At 66.7% G+C, this 15,462-nt stretch carries 17 protein-coding genes and 3 tRNA genes; 15 read left to right on the top strand and 5 right to left on the bottom strand.

The window, feature by feature from the left end; all coding sequences use genetic code 11:
• Nucleotides 1–109: 109 nt before the first annotated feature.
• The 4 genes from AWC25_RS14190 (at nt 110) to AWC25_RS14175 (ending at nt 2,437) form a co-directional block, all read left to right on the top strand.
• Nucleotides 110–475, top strand: coding sequence for a nuclear transport factor 2 family protein (locus AWC25_RS14190; protein WP_069400056.1), 366 nt, complete (start codon nt 110–112; stop codon nt 473–475).
• A gap of 47 nt (nt 476–522) precedes the next feature.
• Nucleotides 523–1,521, top strand: a complete 999-nt coding sequence (locus tag AWC25_RS14185; RefSeq protein ID WP_085166982.1) for a phosphotransferase family protein — start codon at nt 523–525, stop codon at nt 1,519–1,521.
• Between the two features lie 68 nt (nt 1,522–1,589).
• Complete coding sequence (locus AWC25_RS14180) at nt 1,590–1,805, top strand: hypothetical protein (RefSeq protein ID WP_069400058.1); 216 nt, start codon at nt 1,590–1,592, stop codon at nt 1,803–1,805.
• A 128-nt stretch (nt 1,806–1,933) separates the two neighbouring features.
• Nucleotides 1,934–2,437, top strand: coding sequence for a DUF732 domain-containing protein (locus AWC25_RS14175; protein WP_069400059.1), 504 nt, complete (start codon nt 1,934–1,936; stop codon nt 2,435–2,437).
• A gap of 23 nt (nt 2,438–2,460) precedes the next feature.
• Here the strand turns inward: AWC25_RS14175 and AWC25_RS14170 are convergent.
• Both AWC25_RS14170 and AWC25_RS14165 read right to left on the bottom strand, forming a co-directional pair.
• Nucleotides 2,461–2,533: transfer RNA gene (locus tag AWC25_RS14170), tRNA-Arg, on the bottom strand.
• Nucleotides 2,534–2,567: 34 nt separating this feature from the next.
• Nucleotides 2,568–2,656: transfer RNA gene (locus AWC25_RS14165), tRNA-Ser, on the bottom strand.
• Nucleotides 2,657–2,745: 89 nt separating this feature from the next.
• On the opposite strand from AWC25_RS14165, the gene AWC25_RS14160 reads away from it, so the two are divergent.
• Together AWC25_RS14160 and AWC25_RS14155 are read left to right on the top strand one after the other, a co-directional pair.
• A complete protein-coding gene (locus AWC25_RS14160; protein WP_085166964.1) occupies nt 2,746–3,813 on the top strand; it encodes a pyridoxal phosphate-dependent aminotransferase in 1,068 nt (355 codons plus the stop codon).
• Complete coding sequence (locus tag AWC25_RS14155) at nt 3,810–4,271, top strand: DUF4334 domain-containing protein (RefSeq protein ID WP_069402664.1); 462 nt, start codon at nt 3,810–3,812, stop codon at nt 4,269–4,271. The genes AWC25_RS14160 and AWC25_RS14155 overlap by 4 nt, the downstream gene beginning before the upstream one ends.
• Before the next feature lie 16 nt (nt 4,272–4,287).
• Here AWC25_RS14155 and AWC25_RS14150 read toward each other — a convergent pair whose 3' ends face one another.
• Nucleotides 4,288–4,872, bottom strand: a complete 585-nt coding sequence (locus AWC25_RS14150; protein ID WP_198166735.1) for a TIGR03086 family metal-binding protein — start codon at nt 4,870–4,872, stop codon at nt 4,288–4,290.
• Nucleotides 4,873–4,895: 23 nt separating this feature from the next.
• Here AWC25_RS14150 and AWC25_RS14145 point away from each other — a divergent pair, with 23 nt between their 5' ends.
• Genes AWC25_RS14145 through AWC25_RS14135 form a run of 3 tightly spaced genes read left to right on the top strand, consistent with a single transcriptional unit; the run spans nt 4,896 to nt 7,207 of the window.
• Nucleotides 4,896–5,720 carry a crotonase/enoyl-CoA hydratase family protein gene (locus tag AWC25_RS14145; RefSeq protein ID WP_085166963.1) on the top strand — a complete coding sequence of 275 codons (825 nt, stop codon included), beginning with the start codon at nt 4,896–4,898 and terminating at the stop codon, nt 5,718–5,720.
• 25 nt (nt 5,721–5,745) lie between these two features.
• Nucleotides 5,746–6,990 (top strand): lipase LipE, encoded by a 1,245-nt coding sequence (lipE, locus tag AWC25_RS14140; protein WP_069402661.1) that lies wholly within the window; start codon nt 5,746–5,748, stop codon nt 6,988–6,990.
• Between the two features lie 28 nt (nt 6,991–7,018).
• A complete protein-coding gene (locus AWC25_RS14135) occupies nt 7,019–7,207 on the top strand; it encodes a hypothetical protein (protein WP_069402660.1) in 189 nt (62 codons plus the stop codon).
• Between the two features lie 250 nt (nt 7,208–7,457).
• Here AWC25_RS14135 and AWC25_RS14130 read toward each other — a convergent pair.
• Nucleotides 7,458–7,544 (bottom strand) — tRNA-Ser (locus tag AWC25_RS14130).
• 36 nt (nt 7,545–7,580) lie between these two features.
• On the opposite strand from AWC25_RS14130, the gene AWC25_RS14125 reads away from it, so the two are divergent.
• Complete coding sequence (locus tag AWC25_RS14125; RefSeq protein WP_069402659.1) at nt 7,581–8,552, top strand: NAD(P)H-quinone oxidoreductase; 972 nt, start codon at nt 7,581–7,583, stop codon at nt 8,550–8,552.
• Between the two features lie 127 nt (nt 8,553–8,679).
• Here the strand turns inward: AWC25_RS14125 and AWC25_RS14120 are convergent, their stop codons facing one another.
• Nucleotides 8,680–9,876: a cysteine desulfurase-like protein gene (locus AWC25_RS14120; protein WP_069402658.1), complete on the bottom strand. Its 1,197-nt coding sequence runs from the start codon at nt 9,874–9,876 to the stop codon at nt 8,680–8,682.
• 118 nt (nt 9,877–9,994) lie between these two features.
• On the opposite strand from AWC25_RS14120, the gene AWC25_RS14115 reads away from it, so the two are divergent.
• Genes AWC25_RS14115 through wzm form a run of 5 tightly spaced genes read left to right on the top strand, consistent with a single transcriptional unit; the run spans nt 9,995 to nt 15,147 of the window.
• Complete coding sequence (locus AWC25_RS14115; protein WP_085166962.1) at nt 9,995–11,986, top strand: DUF6541 family protein; 1,992 nt, start codon at nt 9,995–9,997, stop codon at nt 11,984–11,986.
• A gap of 12 nt (nt 11,987–11,998) precedes the next feature.
• Nucleotides 11,999–12,556: a bacterial proteasome activator family protein gene (locus AWC25_RS14110; RefSeq protein WP_069402656.1), complete on the top strand. Its 558-nt coding sequence runs from the start codon at nt 11,999–12,001 to the stop codon at nt 12,554–12,556.
• 11 nt (nt 12,557–12,567) lie between these two features.
• Nucleotides 12,568–13,416, top strand: a complete 849-nt coding sequence (gene wzt, locus AWC25_RS14105) for a galactan export ABC transporter ATP-binding subunit Wzt/RfbE (protein ID WP_069402655.1) — start codon at nt 12,568–12,570, stop codon at nt 13,414–13,416.
• Nucleotides 13,409–14,320, top strand: a complete 912-nt coding sequence (gene glfT1, locus AWC25_RS14100; RefSeq protein WP_069402654.1) for a galactofuranosyltransferase GlfT1 — start codon at nt 13,409–13,411, stop codon at nt 14,318–14,320. Before wzt ends, glfT1 begins: the two co-directional genes overlap by 8 nt.
• A complete protein-coding gene (gene wzm / locus AWC25_RS14095; RefSeq protein WP_069402653.1) occupies nt 14,317–15,147 on the top strand; it encodes a galactan export ABC transporter permease subunit Wzm/RfbD in 831 nt (276 codons plus the stop codon). The genes glfT1 and wzm overlap by 4 nt, the downstream gene beginning before the upstream one ends.
• Nucleotides 15,148–15,462: the final 315 nt, after the last annotated feature.

Here is a 15,462-nt window from a genome sequence, read left to right as displayed (position 1 = left end):
TGATAGTCGGTTGCGTTCACTATTCTTCCAGGCTCTCGGACCGCTGGCGTCGCGACCATGGGCACCTAGGCTGATTCCCAGACGGTCCACAGTTTCAGCGAGGAGCGCCATGATACGTACGCCCCAGGAAGTATTCGATCAACACGTCAAGGCGATTGTCGCCGGCGACCTCGACGCGATCGTCGCCGACTACCACGAGGACGCCGTGGTGATCAGCCCGATGGGCAGTGCGCGCGGCAAAGACGCCATCCGCAAGGCCTTCGCCGCGCTGCTCGACGATCTGCCGAGCGCGGAATGGGCCCTCAAGACGCAGATCTTCGACGGTGACTTTCTCTTCCTTCAGTGGCGCGCCGAGACGGCCGACCATCGCGCCGACGACGGCGTCGACACCTTCGTGTTCCGCGACGGCATGATCCTCGCACAGACTTTCTGTTACACCCTGGCACCGAAGGGCCGACGCGTAGCCGCAGAGTAGGTTCACACCACGTGGAGCACGTGGACTTGACAGCCGTTGCGGAATGGATGTCTGCGCAGGGCCTGGGCGAAGGACCGCTGGACAACGTTTCCCCCGTGACCGGCGGAACACAGAACGTGATGCTGCGGTTCGAACGATCCGGTCGGCCCTATGTGCTGCGCCGCGGACCGCGGCATCTGCGTCCGCGCAGCAACAGCGTGATCCTGCGGGAAACGAAAGTGCTTGCGGCACTTGCCGGTTCCGACGTGCCACACCCCCACCTGATCGCCGTCTGCGAGGACCCGGGTGTGCTGGGCGACGCCGTGTTCTATTTGATGGACCCGATCGACGGGTTCAACGCCGGCGAGGGCCTGCCGCCGCTGCACGCCGGTAACGCCGAGATCCGGCACGGCATGGGCCTGTCCATGGCCGACGCCCTGGCAAGACTGGGTGCCGTCGACCACGCCGCGGTGGGTCTCAGCGATTTCGGCAAGCCGCAGGGCTTTCTGGAACGCCAGGTCCCGCGCTGGCTCGCCGAGCTGGACTCCTACAGCGAGTACGACGGCTATCCCGGCCCCGACATCCCGGGGATCGATGAGGTATCCGGCTGGCTCGAACATCACCGCCCGGCGACGTGGACGCCCGGCATCATGCACGGCGACTACCACGCCGCCAACGTCATGTTCTCCCACACCGGGTCCGACGTCGTGGCGATCGTCGACTGGGAGATGTGCACCATCGGGGATCCGCTGCTGGACCTGGGCTGGCTGCTGGCCACTTGGCGTCAGCCGGACGGATCGAGCGTGTTCAGCCATGCGCTCGGCGGGCAGGACGGGTTGGCCAGCACCGACGAGCTCCTCGAGCGTTACGCCGCCAACACCACCCGCGACCTGTCCCAGATCACCTGGTATACCGTGCTGGCCTGTTTCAAGCTGGGCATCGTCATCGAGGGCACCTTGGCACGCGCGTGTGCCGGCAAGGCCGAGAAGCAGGTCGGCGATCAATTGCACGCCGGCACGGTCCACCTGTTCGAGCGGGCGCTGGCCTTGATCGCCACCGAGTCCTGACCACGTCGCCCCGGGGTTTGATCAGCGCCCGTGGCGCACCCGCAACGCGAGCAACTAGGGTCGACGCCATGAGTCGGCTCGAACGCGGCCTGGCGCGGTTGCGGGACATGCGCTTTGACCTCTATGCCCAGCCGATGCGGCAAGTGAGCCTGGAGCTCAAGATCGTCTTCTTCTCGATCCACCTGCCGATCGCCGGCGGTAAGACGCTGCGAGTCCCGATGATCGCCACTATCGGGCCGATGCCCGACACCGACGGCGCCGACAGCGACCGGCATCCGGAGTAGGTCCGCGGCGAATCGCACGAACCGGCCCCACGGCGAACGTCGCCGAATTAGACTGCGGCCTTATTCGACCGGGTGCTAACGGGCTGGCCACGGCTGAAATTCATCGAGTCAGCGGGGGAACGTCGACGATGCATATCGCGCGCCGAACAAAGCCCGCCGCAACCGATCACGTCCAGACACACGCTGGGGGCGCCCCGCCCGACCCGGGCGCAGCCCTGCACCGCAGCCCCCGCCACAAGGTCACCACCGAGGGCTTTTCCGGCGTGGTGATCGCGGGTGCCTTCCTGGTGATCGCGGTCGTGGGCGTGCTGCTGGTCGCGACCCGGCCGACCGTGATCCTGTCGCCGTACGGCTCGGCCGGTGCACCACCGGCGATCCCGTCGCGCGGCGCAATGCCCAAGAACGCCGACGAGCGGCTGATCGCGGTCATGACCACCTTGCACGGCAGCGCCCCCGCCGATGGCGGTGCCGCACTGGTCAAGGCCGCCCACGAGACGTGCACCCGAGCCGCTGAAGGCCGGACCCTGACAGAGCTTGCCAACCGCCTCACGCGGGAAGGCATGACATTCACCGAATCGGTGGTGTTCGTCAACACCGCGGTGGCCATTTACTGCCCCGCCAAACCGGGATAGGCCGGACATTCGCTGCTGCAAAGCGCGCCCGAAGGGATTCGAACCCCTAACCTTCTGATCCGTAGTCAGATGCTCTATCCGTTGAGCTACGGGCGCCGGTGTTCAGTTATGCGTCCTCGAAAGGACTCAGCGGAGGCGAGAGGATTTGAACCTCCGGTCCCCTTTGAGGGGGACAACTCATTAGCAGTGAGCCCCATTCGGCCGCTCTGGCACGCCTCCCTTGGACTTTCTGAGGGTACCGGACGCATGGCGGGCGTCCCGGAACCGCCGGAGGCATAGCGTACACAGCCGCGACATATGCTGTCGAAGTGACTGCCCGCCTACGGCCCGAGCTGGCCGGGCTGCCGGTATACGTGCCTGGTAAGACCGTGCCGGGCTCGATCAAACTGGCCAGCAACGAAACGGTGTTCGGCCCGCTGCCGAGCGTTCGCGCCGCGATCGAACGAGCGACTGACATCGTCAACCGCTATCCCGACAACGGCTGCGTTCACCTCAAGGCCGCGCTCGCCAAACATCTCGGCTCCGGCTTCGAACCCGAGCACGTCGCCGTCGGCGCCGGCTCGGTAAGCCTTTGCCAGCAGCTGGTTCAGATCACCGCCTCGGCCGGCGACGAGGTGATCTTCGGCTGGCGCAGCTTCGAGCTTTATCCGCCGCTGGCCCAGGTCGCCGGTGCCGTCGGGGTCAAGGTGCCGTTGACCGACCACACCTTCGACCTGTACGCGATGCTGGCCGCGATCACCGAACGCACCCGGCTGATCTTCGTATGCAACCCCAACAACCCCACGTCGACGGTCGTCGACCCGGACGCGTTGACGCGCTTCGTCGAGGCCGTCCCGCCGCACATCGTGATCGCCCTCGACGAGGCCTACGTCGAGTACATTCGCGACGACATGTTGCCCGACAGCCTGGGGTTGGTCCGCACACACCCCAATGTTGTTGTGCTGCGCACGTTTTCGAAGGCCTACGGGTTGGCAGGACTGCGCGTCGGCTACGCCGTCGGCCACCCCGACGTGATCACCGCGCTGGATCAGGTTTTCGTCCCGTTCTCCGTCACGAACGTCTCGCAGGCCGCCGCGATTGCCTCGTTGGATGCCGCCGACGAACTGTTGGCCCGCACCGACGCGGTGGTGGCCGACCGGGTGCGGGTGAGCACCGGGTTGCGCGACGCCGGGTTCAGTTTGCCGCCGTCGCAGGCCAACTTCGTCTGGCTGCCGTTGGGGCCCAGGACGCCGGGCTTCGTCGCGCGGGCCGCCGACGCGGGGATCGTGCTGCGTCCCTACGGCGACGATGGGGTCCGCGTCTCCATCGGCGCGCCACAGGAGAACGACGCCCTGCTTCAGTTCGCCGGCAACTGGATAGCCGGGAGTGACGAATGAGCTTGGCGCGCAAGAAGTTCACCGACTTCAAAGAACGCAGCAGCCCGATCGATGACGTCGAGCTCGACGATTTTTGGGCGAGCCTGGAGCCGGCCACACTCGACGGCATGATCGGACAGTGGAGGGGCGGCGGGTTCGCCACCGGCCACCGCATGAACGATCTGCTGGAAAAGGCCCGCTGGTTTGGCAAGAACTTCAACTCCGAGCGCGACGTGCAGCCCCTGGTGTGCCTGGACGCCGACGGCAACAAGTTCTCCAACACCGAGATGGGTAAGGGCGAGGCCAGCCTGTGGCTGGAGGAGTTCCGCGGCGAGGTCACCGCGACGATGGTTTACGACGGGCAGCCGGTGCACGACCACTTCAAGAAGATCGACGACGACGCCGTGATGGGCATCATGAACGGCAAGGGTGTGCGCGATAAGGGCCGGTACTTCTACTTCTACCTCGAACGGGTGTAACGGCCGGTATGCGCCGTTAGGCGGCCGGGTCGCGGCCGGTGAACGCGACCAGCCTCTCCAGCGCCCCCGCGTCGTCGGGCACCTCGACGGGATCGGCGAAGCCTGCGGACCCGCGGAACTCCGGCCGGATCGTCTTGTGCGCGAGATCCAGCACGTACTCGGCCAGCGGTTGGGGGGCGTTGAGCTGATGCCCCACCGCGACCGCGTAATCCCAAGCGTGGACCAGGAATTCGATCGAGAAGATGCCGCACGCCGCCCGGGCCGACATTTCGTTGTCGCCGACACTGACCGTGCCGTCCAGGCCCCGGCGATGCCAGGCGTCCAGGGCGGGCCGAGCCGCGGCGATGATTTGCCGCTCGACGGAACCTTGTCCCTCGCTCGCCGGAATCTCGGCGCCGACCATGCCGCCGATGCCGCCGATCGACTTGAGTAGATGCTCGGTCAACTTGGCGACGTCGAACTCGGTGCACGGTGTCTGCTTGGACAGATCGTCGGTGGCGATGGGATGAAGCACGCGCTGCAAGATGCCTAACGTGTCCTCCGCGCTGTGCAGCTCGTCGGCGGGCGGGGAATGAGGGCCGGGTCGCAAATCACGAGACATATTTGCCACGCTACGGTCTGCACATGGGCGAAACATACGAATCCGTCACCGTCGAGATCAAAGACCTGGTCGCACAGGTGACACTGATCGGGCCGGGCAAGGGCAACGCGATGGGGCCCGCGTTCTGGTCGGAGTTGCCCGAACTATTCGCCACCCTGGACGCCGACCCCGAGGTGCGGGCCATCGTGCTGACCGGTTCCGGCAAGAACTTCAGCTACGGCCTGGACGTGCCGGCCATGGGCGGCTCCTTCACGCCGCTGCTGTCCGGCGATGCGCTTGCCGGGCCCCGCGCGGTGTTCCACCGCGAGGTCAAGCGCATGCAGGCGGCGATCACCGCGGTCGCCGACTGCCGCACGCCCACCATCGCGTCGGTGCACGGCTGGTGCATCGGCGGCGGCGTGGACTTGATCTCCGCCGTCGACATCCGCTACGCCAGCGCCGACGCCAAGTTCTCGGTACGGGAAGTCAAACTCGCCATCGTCGCCGACGTCGGCAGCCTGGCCCGGCTGCCGCTGATCCTCAACGACGGTCATCTGCGCGAGCTCGCGCTGACCGGCAAGGACATCGACGCCGCCCGCGCCGAGAAGATCGGCCTGGTCAACGACGTGTACACCGACGCCGAGGCGACGCTGGCCGCCGCCCACGCCACCGCCGCGGAGATTGCCGCCAACCCACCGCTGACCGTGCACGGCATCAAGGACGTGCTGGACCAGCAGCGCGCCGCCGCCGTCGCAGAGAGCCTGCGGTACGTCGCGGCGTGGAACGCGGCGTTCCTGCCCTCCAAGGACCTCACCGAAGGCATCTCGGCGACGTTCGCCAATCGCGCGCCGCAGTTCACCGGGGAGTAATTCGCCGCCACGTACCCTCGCTGGGGTGGCGACTACGACTGAAGACGGAAAGATCCGCGTCCCGGCCGACGTGGATGCGGTCACCGCCGTCGGCGAGGAAGACCATTCCGGCATCGACCCCGCCGCCGTCGAACGCATCTGGCAGGCCGTCCGGCACTGGTATCGGGCGGGCATGCATCCGGCCATCCAGCTGTGCCTCCGGCACCGTGGGCGCGTCGTGCTCAACCGCGCAATCGGCCACGGCTGGGGCAACGCCCCCACCGATGCCCCCGACAGCGACAAAATCCCCGTCACCACCGACACGCCGTTCTGCGTGTACTCAGCGGCCAAGGGCATCACCGCGACCGTGGTGCACATGCTCGTCGAACGCGGCGTTTTCTCGCTCGACGATCGGGTGTGCGAGTACCTGCCCAACTTCACCAGCCACGGCAAGGACCGCATCACGATCCGCCACGTGATGACCCACAGCGCCGGGCTGCCCTTCCCCACAGGGCCGATGCCGGACCTCAAGCGGACCGACGATCACCAGTACGCGCAGGAGATGCTCAGCAACCTGCGGCCGCTCTACCGTCCCGGCCTGGTGCACGTTTATCACGCGCTGACATGGGGCCCGCTGATGCGCGAAATCGTCTACGCGGCCACCGGCAAGGACATCCGCGAAATCCTGGCCGCCGAGATCCTCGACCCGCTCGGCTTCCGCTGGACCAACTTCGGTGTCGACAAAAAAGACCTCGAGCTGGTCGCGCCGAGCCACGCGACCGGCCGGCCGTTGACTCCGGTCATCGCGCAGATATTCCGCAAGGCCATCGGCGGCACCATGCACGAGATGATCCCGGTGACCAACACGCCGTTCTTCCTGACCACCGTGATCCCGTCGTCCAACACCGTCTCGACGGCCGACGAGATGTCCCGCTTCGCCGAAATATGGCGCCGCGGAGGCGAACTCGACGGCGTACAGGTGATGCGGCCGGACACGCTGCGTGCCGCGACCGCCGAAAGCCGGCGGTTGCGGCCGGACTTCGCGGTCGGCCTGATGCCGGCACGCTGGTCGACCGGATTCATCCTGGGCACCAACAGGTTCGGCCCGTTCGGACGCAACGCGCCGGCCGCGTTCGGTCACCTCGGGCTGGTCAACATCGCGATCTGGGCCGACCCGCAACGCAGCCTGGCGGCCGGCCTGATCAGCAGCGGCAAACCCGGCCGCGATCCGGAAGGCCGCCGCTACGTCGCCCTGATGAACACCATCGCCGCCGAAATCCCGACGGGTTGACCGCGCCCCCGGTGGGAACACTGTGGCAATGGCCAACTATCGAGTGATCAACCCGCACGGTGAAGTCGTCGCCACCAAGGACATCGAAAGCGCCGACGACGCGCACGCATGGTTCGTCGACAACAAGGCCGACAACAGCGAACTAGGCTGGCGCATGGAAGTCGAGCATGACGGGCAGTGGTCGTTCTTCGACGACACCGAGGGCGACCGGGCCTGAGTCCGATCCGTCTGCTGTCTCGGCGGGCACCCTAAGCGCTATCGATACTGGGCGCTTCCGTTCGCTGCTGGACGGCCCGGGGCCATTCGCCTCGGTTTACTTCGACGATTCCCACGACACCCATGACGCCGAGGCCCAACGCGAGCTCAAGTGGCGGGCGCTGCGTGAGCAGCTCGAACAGCAAGGCGCCGACGCTGCACTAGTCGTTCGCTGTTCACCGACACGGTCGCAGCGTCGCCGCTGCACGCAGCGGTGGCGGAGGGATTTGAACCCCCGGACGGTTTTTGCCGTCTCTCGCTTTCAAGGCGAGTGCATTAGGCCGCTCTGCCACGCCACCGCTGACCAGGGTAACGGGGCTAGTACCGTGGCCCGCATGCGCGCTATCGTCGCCGAATCCTCCGACCAACTCGTCTGGCAAGAGATCCCCGATGTCTCTGCGGGTCCCGGCGAGGTCTTGATCAAAGTCGCCGCGGCCGGGGTCAACCGGGCCGACGTGCTGCAGGCCGCCGGGAAGTATCCGCCACCGCCGGGAGCCAGCGACACCATCGGCATGGAAGTGTCCGGCCTGATCGCCGAAGTGGGGTCTGGTGTCACGGGATGGTCCGTGGGACAAGAGGTTTGCGCGTTGCTGGCCGGCGGCGGCTACGCCGAATACGTCGCGGTTCCCGCGGTGCAGGTGTTGCCGGTACCCCACGGGGTAACGCTGGAGGACGCCGCGGGGCTGCCCGAGGTGGCCTGCACGGTGTGGTCGAATCTGGTGCTGACCGCGAATCTGAGCAAGGGTCAGCTGCTGCTGATGCACGGCGGGGCCAGCGGCATCGGCACGCACGCGATCCAGATCGCCAGGGCGTTGGGTGCGCGGGTGGCGGTCACCGCCGGCTCGGCGGCCAAGCTCGACATCTGTCGCGACCTAGGCGCCGAGATCACGATCAACTATCACGAAGAGGACTTCGTCGCGCGGCTGCGCGAGCAGACCGACGGCGCCGACGTGATCTTCGACATCATGGGCGCCTCCTACCTGGACCGCAATCTGGACGCGCTGGCCCCCGACGGTCAGCTGGTCATCATCGGCATGCAGGGCGGGCTGAAGGCCGAGCTGAACATCGGCAAACTGCTGCCGAAACGCTTGCGGGTCATCGGCACCACGTTGCGGGCCCGGCCGGTGACCGGCCCGAACAGCAAGGGCGAAATCGTTGCGGCGGTGACGAAGTCGGTCTGGCCGATGATTGCCGACGGGCGGGTCCGGCCGATCATCGGGGCGCGGATGCCGGTCAACAAGGCCGGCGAGGCCCACCGCAGCCTGGTGGCCGGCGAGGTGCACGGCAAGATCGTGCTGACCGTTTAGCCGTCCCATCTCCGTTGTGCCGCTGAGGTTTTCGCCGTGCTGACAGGGCGGCATGGGTCGGCGTGTCGCCGCCTTCCAGGCACCGGGAACGCCATCACGACACGGGCGAGCGTGAGATAGACGTCGATCAGCCGAACGATGCCAGTGCACGCACCAGCTGGTCGACCTCGGCCATCGTCGAGTAGTGCGCCAGCCCGACGGTCACCGCGCCGCCTACCTCGTTGGCGCCCAGCGCGTCGAGCACCCGCGAGCTTGCGTTCGAGACGGCCAGAATTCCGTTGTCCGCCAACCGCTGAACGACCCGCTCGGCCGGCACACCGTGCAACGCGAAGCTGACCACCGGGATGCGCACCTCCGGGCGACCGATCAGCATCATCAACGGCAACGACCGCAACGACGTCATCAGGTAATCGAAGATGCGGGTCATATACGCCGCGGCGGATTGCATGGACACCGACAGCCGCTCGCGCCGGGTGCCGCGCGCCGACTCGTCCAGCGCGGCAAGGTATTCGATGCTGGCCACCACGCCGGCCAGCAGACCGTACTGATGCGCACCGACCTCCAAACGCGCCGGGCCGCTGGCGTTGGGATCGGTGGAAACCGCGCTGAACGTGTTGATCAGCGCCGGATCGCGAAACACGATCGCCCCGATCGGCGGGCCGCCCCAAGCAAGCGCGTTCACCGCCACCACGTCGATGTCGGTCTCTTTGACGTCGAGCAGCCGATACGGCGCGGCCGCCGAATGGTCCACGATCACCATGCCGCCGACGTCGTGCACCAGCTTGGTCATCGCCCGCAGCTCGGTGACGGTGCCCAACGTGCCCGACGCCGACGTCACAGCAATCAGCCGGGTGGATTTCCCGACCAAGCCTTCCCACTGCCACGTCGGCAGCTCACCGGTCTCGATGTCGACCTCGGCCCACTTCACCTTGGCGCCGTAGCGGTGCGCCGCCCGCAGCCAGGGCGCGATGTTGGCCTCGTCGTCCAGCCGGCTGACGACCACCTCATATCCCAGCCCGGCCCGCGAGGACGACGCCTCGGCGAGCGAGGACAGCAGGATCGCGCGGTCGGCGCCCAGCACCACGCCCGCGGGGTCCGCGTTGAACAGGTCGGCCACCGCGGCCCGGGCCGCGTCCAACACCGCCGCGCTGCGCTGCGCCGACGGGTGCGCCCCCACGGTCGTGGCGGCCGACCGGCGGAACGCCGTGGAAACGGTGGTCGCCACGGAATCGGGAATCAACATCCCGGCCGGGGCGTCGAAGTGCACCCACCCGTCACCCAGCGATGGATGCAGTCCGCGCACCCGGGCGACGTCGTAAGCCATGCCAGCCACCTTAGAGCTTGCGTAATCCCGCGAAACTGTGACGGTTGCGGGCGCCGCGACGGTTCAAGCCAGACGGCGGCTTCCCGAGCCAGGTCACCCGGGCAGCCATACTAGTCGAGTGGGGCTCTGGATCGGAACGCTGACCGCGCTGTTCTTGCTGATCGCCCCGGGGACCATCATCGCGCGCATAGCCCAGCTGAGCTGGCCGGTCGCGGTCGCCGTGGGCCCGGCGCTGACCTACGGCGTGATCGCGCTGGCGATCATCCCCTTCGGTGCCGTCGGAATACCGTGGAACGGTTGGACTGCGCTCGCCGCACTGGCCGTCGTGTGCATCGTGATGACGGCTCTGCAGCTGGTGCTCGCCCGCTACCGCGACACCGAGGCCGAAGCCCGCGGCATCGGGGGCTGGCCGGCGCTGGCGGTGGCGGCCGGCGTCCTATTGGGCGCACTGCTGGTCATGTGGGCGGCCTACCGCGGATTGGCGGCTCACTGGCAGACCATCCCCAGCACCTGGGACGCGGTCTGGCACGCCAACGAGGTCCGGTTCATCCTCGACACCGGCCAGGCGTCCTCGACCCACATGGGCGAGCTGCGCAACGTCGAAACCCACCACCTGCTCTACTACCCGTCGGTTTTTCACGCGCTGACCGCCGTGTTCTGCCAGCTCACCGGGGCGGCGCCGACGACGGCCTACACGCTCAACGCGGTGGCGGGGTCGGTCTGGCTGTTCCCGACCAGCGCGGCGATGCTGACCTGGCAGCTGGTTCGACCGCACACCAGCCAATGGCGCACGGCGGGAGCGTCGGCCACCGCGGCCGCGCTGTCGGCGTCATTCACCGCGCTCCCCTACGTCGAGTTCGGCGTCGCGGCGATGCCCAACCTGGCCGCCTACGGCGTCGCCGTGCCGACCTTCGTGTTGATCACCTCGACGCTGCGGCACCGCGACCGCATCCCCGTCGCCGTGCTGGCCCTGGTGGGCGTCATGTCGGTGCACATCACCGGCGGGTTCATCGTCCTGCTGTTCCTGCTGGCGTGGTGGGCCGCCGACTGCTTGTGGCGTCCGGTTCGGGGCAGGCTCGCCGACGCACTGGCATTGGCTGGTGTCGTGGTGGTGGCGGGGTTGATCCTGTTGCCGCAGTTCATCAGCGTCCAGCAGCAGGAAGACATCATCGCCGGGCATTCGTTTTTGACCTACCTGAGCACCAGGCGGGGCGTCTTCGACATGGTCTTCCAGCACTCCCGCCACCTCAACGACTTCCCGGTCCAGTACGGCCTGACCGCCCTGACAGCGATCGGGGGTCTGATCTTCCTCGTAAAAAAAGTCTGGTGGCCACTGGTGGTGTGGCTGTTGCTGGTCGTGGTCGGGGTCGACGCCGGCACCCCGGTCGGCGGGGTGATCGGCACGCTGGCCGGGGGCATCGGGGAGTTCTTTTACAAGGATCCCCGCCGCATCTCCGCGGCGATCACCCTGCTGCTCGAGCCGATGGCCGGGGTGGGGTTGTTCGCGATCGTCGTCGCGCTGGTGGCCGGGGCCCGGCGCGGCACCGAACGGCTCAAACCCTCCCCCACCAGCGAGAAGCAGCACGAGCGGATCTGGGTGGTTGCGACCGCGGCGCTGCTGGTGCTGTCCACCGTGTTCATCGCTCGGCACTACTTCTACCGGCACCTGTGGCTGATGGGAGACAAATACGACTCCGTGATGATCGACCAGCGCGACCTGATGGCGATGGCCTATCTGGCCAGGTTGCCCGGGGCGCGCAGCACGCTGATCGGCAACGCCAACACCGACGGCACCGCCTGGATGTACGCCGTGGCCGACCTGCACCCGCTCTGGACCCACTATGACTATCCGCAACAAATGGGACCCGGACCGCAGCGTTACAACTTCTGGGCCTTCGCCCGGCGCGGCATATCCGATCCCAGGGTGGTCGAGGCGATTAAAGCCCTCAATATTCGGTACATCCTCACCAGCACTCCGACGGTCCGCGGATTCGCCGTACCGGACGGACTAGTGTCGCTGGAAAAATCGAAGTCGTGGGCGCTGATCTACGACAACGGTGGGGCGAAGATCTACGAATGGCGCGCAGATGCCGATCAGCCCCGCCGCTAGGACCACACGAGGATGGTGACCGGATTGAGTAACGGCTCAGGTAGCCCTGATGGCCCAGACGCCGACGGTGTCGAAATCATTGGTGGCGTCGATCCGCGCGTCATGGCAATACGCGCGGGCGCTGACGACGAAGACTCCGAGGAGCGCTCCCTGACCGACCTGGTCGAGCAGCCGGCCAAGGTGATGCGGATCGGGACGATGATCAAACAACTGCTGGAAGAGGTGCGCGCGGCACCGCTGGACGAGGCCAGCCGCAAGCGGCTGCGCGACATCCACGCCACCAGCATCCGCGAGCTGGAAGACGGACTGGCGCCGGAGCTTCGCGAGGAGCTCGACCGCCTGACGCTGCCGTTCAGCGAGAACTCCGAACCCTCGGATGCCGAGTTGCGCATCGCGCAGGCGCAGCTCGTCGGCTGGCTCGAGGGACTGTTCCACGGCATCCAGACCGCATTGTTCGCCCAGCAGATGGCGGCCCGCGCGCAGCTCGAGCAGATGCGCCAAGGCGCGCTGCCGCCCGGCATCGGGCGCTCGGGCCACGGACACGGCTCGGGCACCGGGCAGTACCTGTAAGAGCAGCGTCAGTGTCCGGTCCTGGCGGTCCGCATATCGAGACCAGCAGCGCGTGGGTGGAGTTTCCCATCTTCGACGCCAAGTCGCGTTCGTTGAAGAAAGCCTTTCTGGGTAAGGCGGGCGGCACGATCGGACGCAACAACTCCAACGTCGTCGTCGTCGAGGCGTTGCGGGACATCACCATGTCGCTCGAGCTGGGCGACCGCGTCGGCCTGGTCGGCCACAACGGGGCCGGGAAATCGACACTGCTGCGGTTACTTTCGGGCATCTACGAGCCCACCCGTGGCTGGGCGAGGGTGACCGGCCGGGTCGCACCGGTGTTCGACCTCGGCGTGGGCATGGACCCCGAGATCTCCGGTTACGAAAACATCATCATCCGCGGCCTGTTTCTCGGGCAGACCCGAAAACAGATGCTGAGCAAGGTCGACGAGATCGCCGAGTTCACCGAGCTCGGGGATTATCTGTCGATGCCGCTGCGCACCTACTCCACCGGTATGCGGGTCCGGCTGGCGATGGGCGTGGTCACCAGCATCGATCCAGAGATCCTGCTGCTGGACGAGGGTATCGGCGCCGTGGACGCCGACTTTCTGAAGAAGGCGCAGTCACGGCTGCAGAAGCTGGTGGAGCGTTCCGGAATCCTGGTTTTCGCCAGCCATTCCAACGAATTTTTGGCCCGGCTGTGCAAGACGGCGATGTGGATCGACCACGGAAGCATCCGGCAATCGGGCGGCATCGAAGACGTGGTGCGCGCCTACGAGGGTGAAGACGCGGCACGCCACGTGCGCGAGGTGCTCGAAGAAACCCGCCTGCAAAACCACACCGACCGGCCGCTGGCGCAAAGCGCTTCCGGGGATGAGTGAATCCATCTTCGCCGTCGTGGTCACCCACCGGCGCGCGCAAGAACTCGCCAAATCGCTGGACATGCTCAGCACCCAGACCCGGCTACCCGATCACCTGATCGTCGTCGACAACGACGGCGCCGCGGACAGTCGGATAGCCGAACTGGTTGCCGCCCAACCCATCTCGACCACCTACCTGCCGTCACGCCGCAACCTCGGCGGAGCGGGCGGCTTCGCACTCGGCATTTTGCACGCGCTGGCGCAGGGTGCCGACTGGGTGTGGCTGGCCGACGACGACGGCCGCCCGCAGGACCCCGGGGTGCTGGCCACGCTGTTGGCCTGCGCCGACAAACACGGCCTGGCCGAGGTGTCACCGATGGTGTGCAACCTCGACGACCCGGAGCGGCTGGCGTTTCCGTTGCGTCGCGGCCTGGTATGGCGCAGGCGCGCAAGCGAATTGCGCACCGAATCGGGACAGGACTTGCTGCCCGGCATCGCGTCGCTGTTCAATGGCGCGTTGTTCCGGGCGTCGACGCTGGATGCCGTCGGCGTCCCGGACATGCGGTTGTTCATCCGCGGCGACGAGGTGGAACTGCACCGCCGGCTGGTGCGGTCGGGCCTGCCGTTCGGAACTTGCCTGAACGCCGTCTATCTGCATCCGTGTGGGTCCGACGAGTTCCGGCCGATTCTGGGTGGCCGCATGCACACCCAGTACCCCGACAATCCGACGAAGCGGTTCTACACCTACCGCAACCGCGGCTATCTGCTGGCCCAGCCGGGCCTGCGCAAACTGATCGCTCAGGAGTGGCTGCGGTTCGGCTGGTTCTTCCTGATATCACGGCGCGATCCCAAGGGCCTGCAGGAGTGGATTCGGTTGCGCCGCATGGGCCGTCGCGAACAGTTCGGCAAGCCGGGAGGATCATGACTTTCATCGACGCCGCCGCGCAGTCGCGGACATTCGCCCGGGCCTGGGGCGACCTGGTCTCTGGTTTCCGCCGGCACGAGCTGTGGTTGCATCTGGGCTGGCAGGACATCAAGCAGCGCTACCGCCGCTCGGTGCTGGGTCCGTTCTGGATCACCATCGCGACCGGCACCACCGCCGTCGCGATGGGCGGGCTGTACTCGAAGCTGTTTCATCTCGACCTGGCGGTGCACCTGCCCTACGTCACCCTCGGGCTGATCATCTGGAACCTGATCAACGCGGCCATCCTGGAAGGCGCCGACGTCTTCGTAGCCAACGAAGGACTGATCAAGCAGTTGCCCACCCCGTTGAGCGTGCACGTCTACCGGCTGGTGTGGCGACAGATGATCTTGTTCGCTCACAACATCGTCATCTACTTCGTCGTCGCAGTGATCTTCCCCAAACCCTGGTCGTGGGCCGATCTTTCGGTGATCCCCGCGCTCGGGCTGATCGTGCTCAACTGCATCTGGGTGTCTTTGTGCTTCGGCATTCTGGCGACCCGCTACCGCGACATCGGACCGCTGCTGTTTTCGGTCGTGCAGCTGCTGTTCTTTATGACGCCGATCATCTGGAACGACGACACGCTGCGGCAGCAGGGCGCCGGCCGCTGGTCGAAAATTGTCGAACTCAACCCGCTGCTGCACTATCTCGACATCGTGCGCGCGCCGCTGCTCGGCGCCCACCAAGAGTTGCGACACTGGGCCGTGGTGCTGGTGCTGACCGTCGTCGGCTGGTTGCTGGCCGCGTTCGCGATGCGGCAATACCGCGCCCGGGTTCCCTATTGGGTCTGACCCGTTGCGGTCCGGCGCCAAGAAGCCTTTGAGGATCCGCCAAGGCGCCGCTTTGACGCTGTGCTGACCAGGTACCGGCACGCGGCGAGGGGATTGCGATGCGAATGCTGTTCGACCATGAACCGATCGCGGCCTGCGGATCCATCCTGACGGCCAAAGACGGAGAAACTCGACGCTGGAACCCGTCGATGGGGGAATATGCGATCGTGAGCGACGCCGTGGCAATCGGTTGTGTGGGCAGGCTCGTCGTGGCGACACGCGGCGACCGCGGTCCCGGCGAGGTGCTGGTGACCGTGCGGGGTGCCAAGGAGACCT

The sequence above is a fragment of the Mycobacterium sherrisii genome (assembly GCF_002102355.1).
Lineage (GTDB): Bacteria > Actinomycetota > Actinomycetes > Mycobacteriales > Mycobacteriaceae > Mycobacterium > Mycobacterium sherrisii.
This window is presented reverse-complemented; position numbering and strand designations above follow the sequence as displayed.

What these genes read in the sequence shown, in the direction of transcription:
- AWC25_RS14155 (WP_069402664.1), top strand. Translation starts at nt 3,810, where the DNA reads ATGAGCTTGGCGCGCAAGAAGTTCACCGACTTCAAAGAACGCAGCAGC.
- AWC25_RS14135 (WP_069402660.1), top strand. Translation starts at nt 7,019, where the DNA reads ATGGCCAACTATCGAGTGATCAACCCGCACGGTGAAGTCGTCGCCACC.
- AWC25_RS14180 (WP_069400058.1), top strand. Translation starts at nt 1,590, where the DNA reads ATGAGTCGGCTCGAACGCGGCCTGGCGCGGTTGCGGGACATGCGCTTT.
- AWC25_RS14190 (WP_069400056.1), top strand. Translation starts at nt 110, where the DNA reads ATGATACGTACGCCCCAGGAAGTATTCGATCAACACGTCAAGGCGATT.
- glfT1 (WP_069402654.1), top strand. Translation starts at nt 13,409, where the DNA reads ATGAGTGAATCCATCTTCGCCGTCGTGGTCACCCACCGGCGCGCGCAA.
- AWC25_RS14175 (WP_069400059.1), top strand. Translation starts at nt 1,934, where the DNA reads ATGCATATCGCGCGCCGAACAAAGCCCGCCGCAACCGATCACGTCCAG.
- AWC25_RS14125 (WP_069402659.1), top strand. Translation starts at nt 7,581, where the DNA reads ATGCGCGCTATCGTCGCCGAATCCTCCGACCAACTCGTCTGGCAAGAG.
- AWC25_RS14150 (WP_198166735.1), bottom strand. Translation starts at nt 4,872, where the DNA reads ATGTCTCGTGATTTGCGACCCGGCCCTCATTCCCCGCCCGCCGACGAG.
- wzm (WP_069402653.1), top strand. Translation starts at nt 14,317, where the DNA reads ATGACTTTCATCGACGCCGCCGCGCAGTCGCGGACATTCGCCCGGGCC.
- AWC25_RS14120 (WP_069402658.1), bottom strand. Translation starts at nt 9,876, where the DNA reads ATGGCTTACGACGTCGCCCGGGTGCGCGGACTGCATCCATCGCTGGGT.
- AWC25_RS14110 (WP_069402656.1), top strand. Translation starts at nt 11,999, where the DNA reads ATGGTGACCGGATTGAGTAACGGCTCAGGTAGCCCTGATGGCCCAGAC.
- AWC25_RS14145 (WP_085166963.1), top strand. Translation starts at nt 4,896, where the DNA reads ATGGGCGAAACATACGAATCCGTCACCGTCGAGATCAAAGACCTGGTC.
- AWC25_RS14185 (WP_085166982.1), top strand. Translation starts at nt 523, where the DNA reads ATGTCTGCGCAGGGCCTGGGCGAAGGACCGCTGGACAACGTTTCCCCC.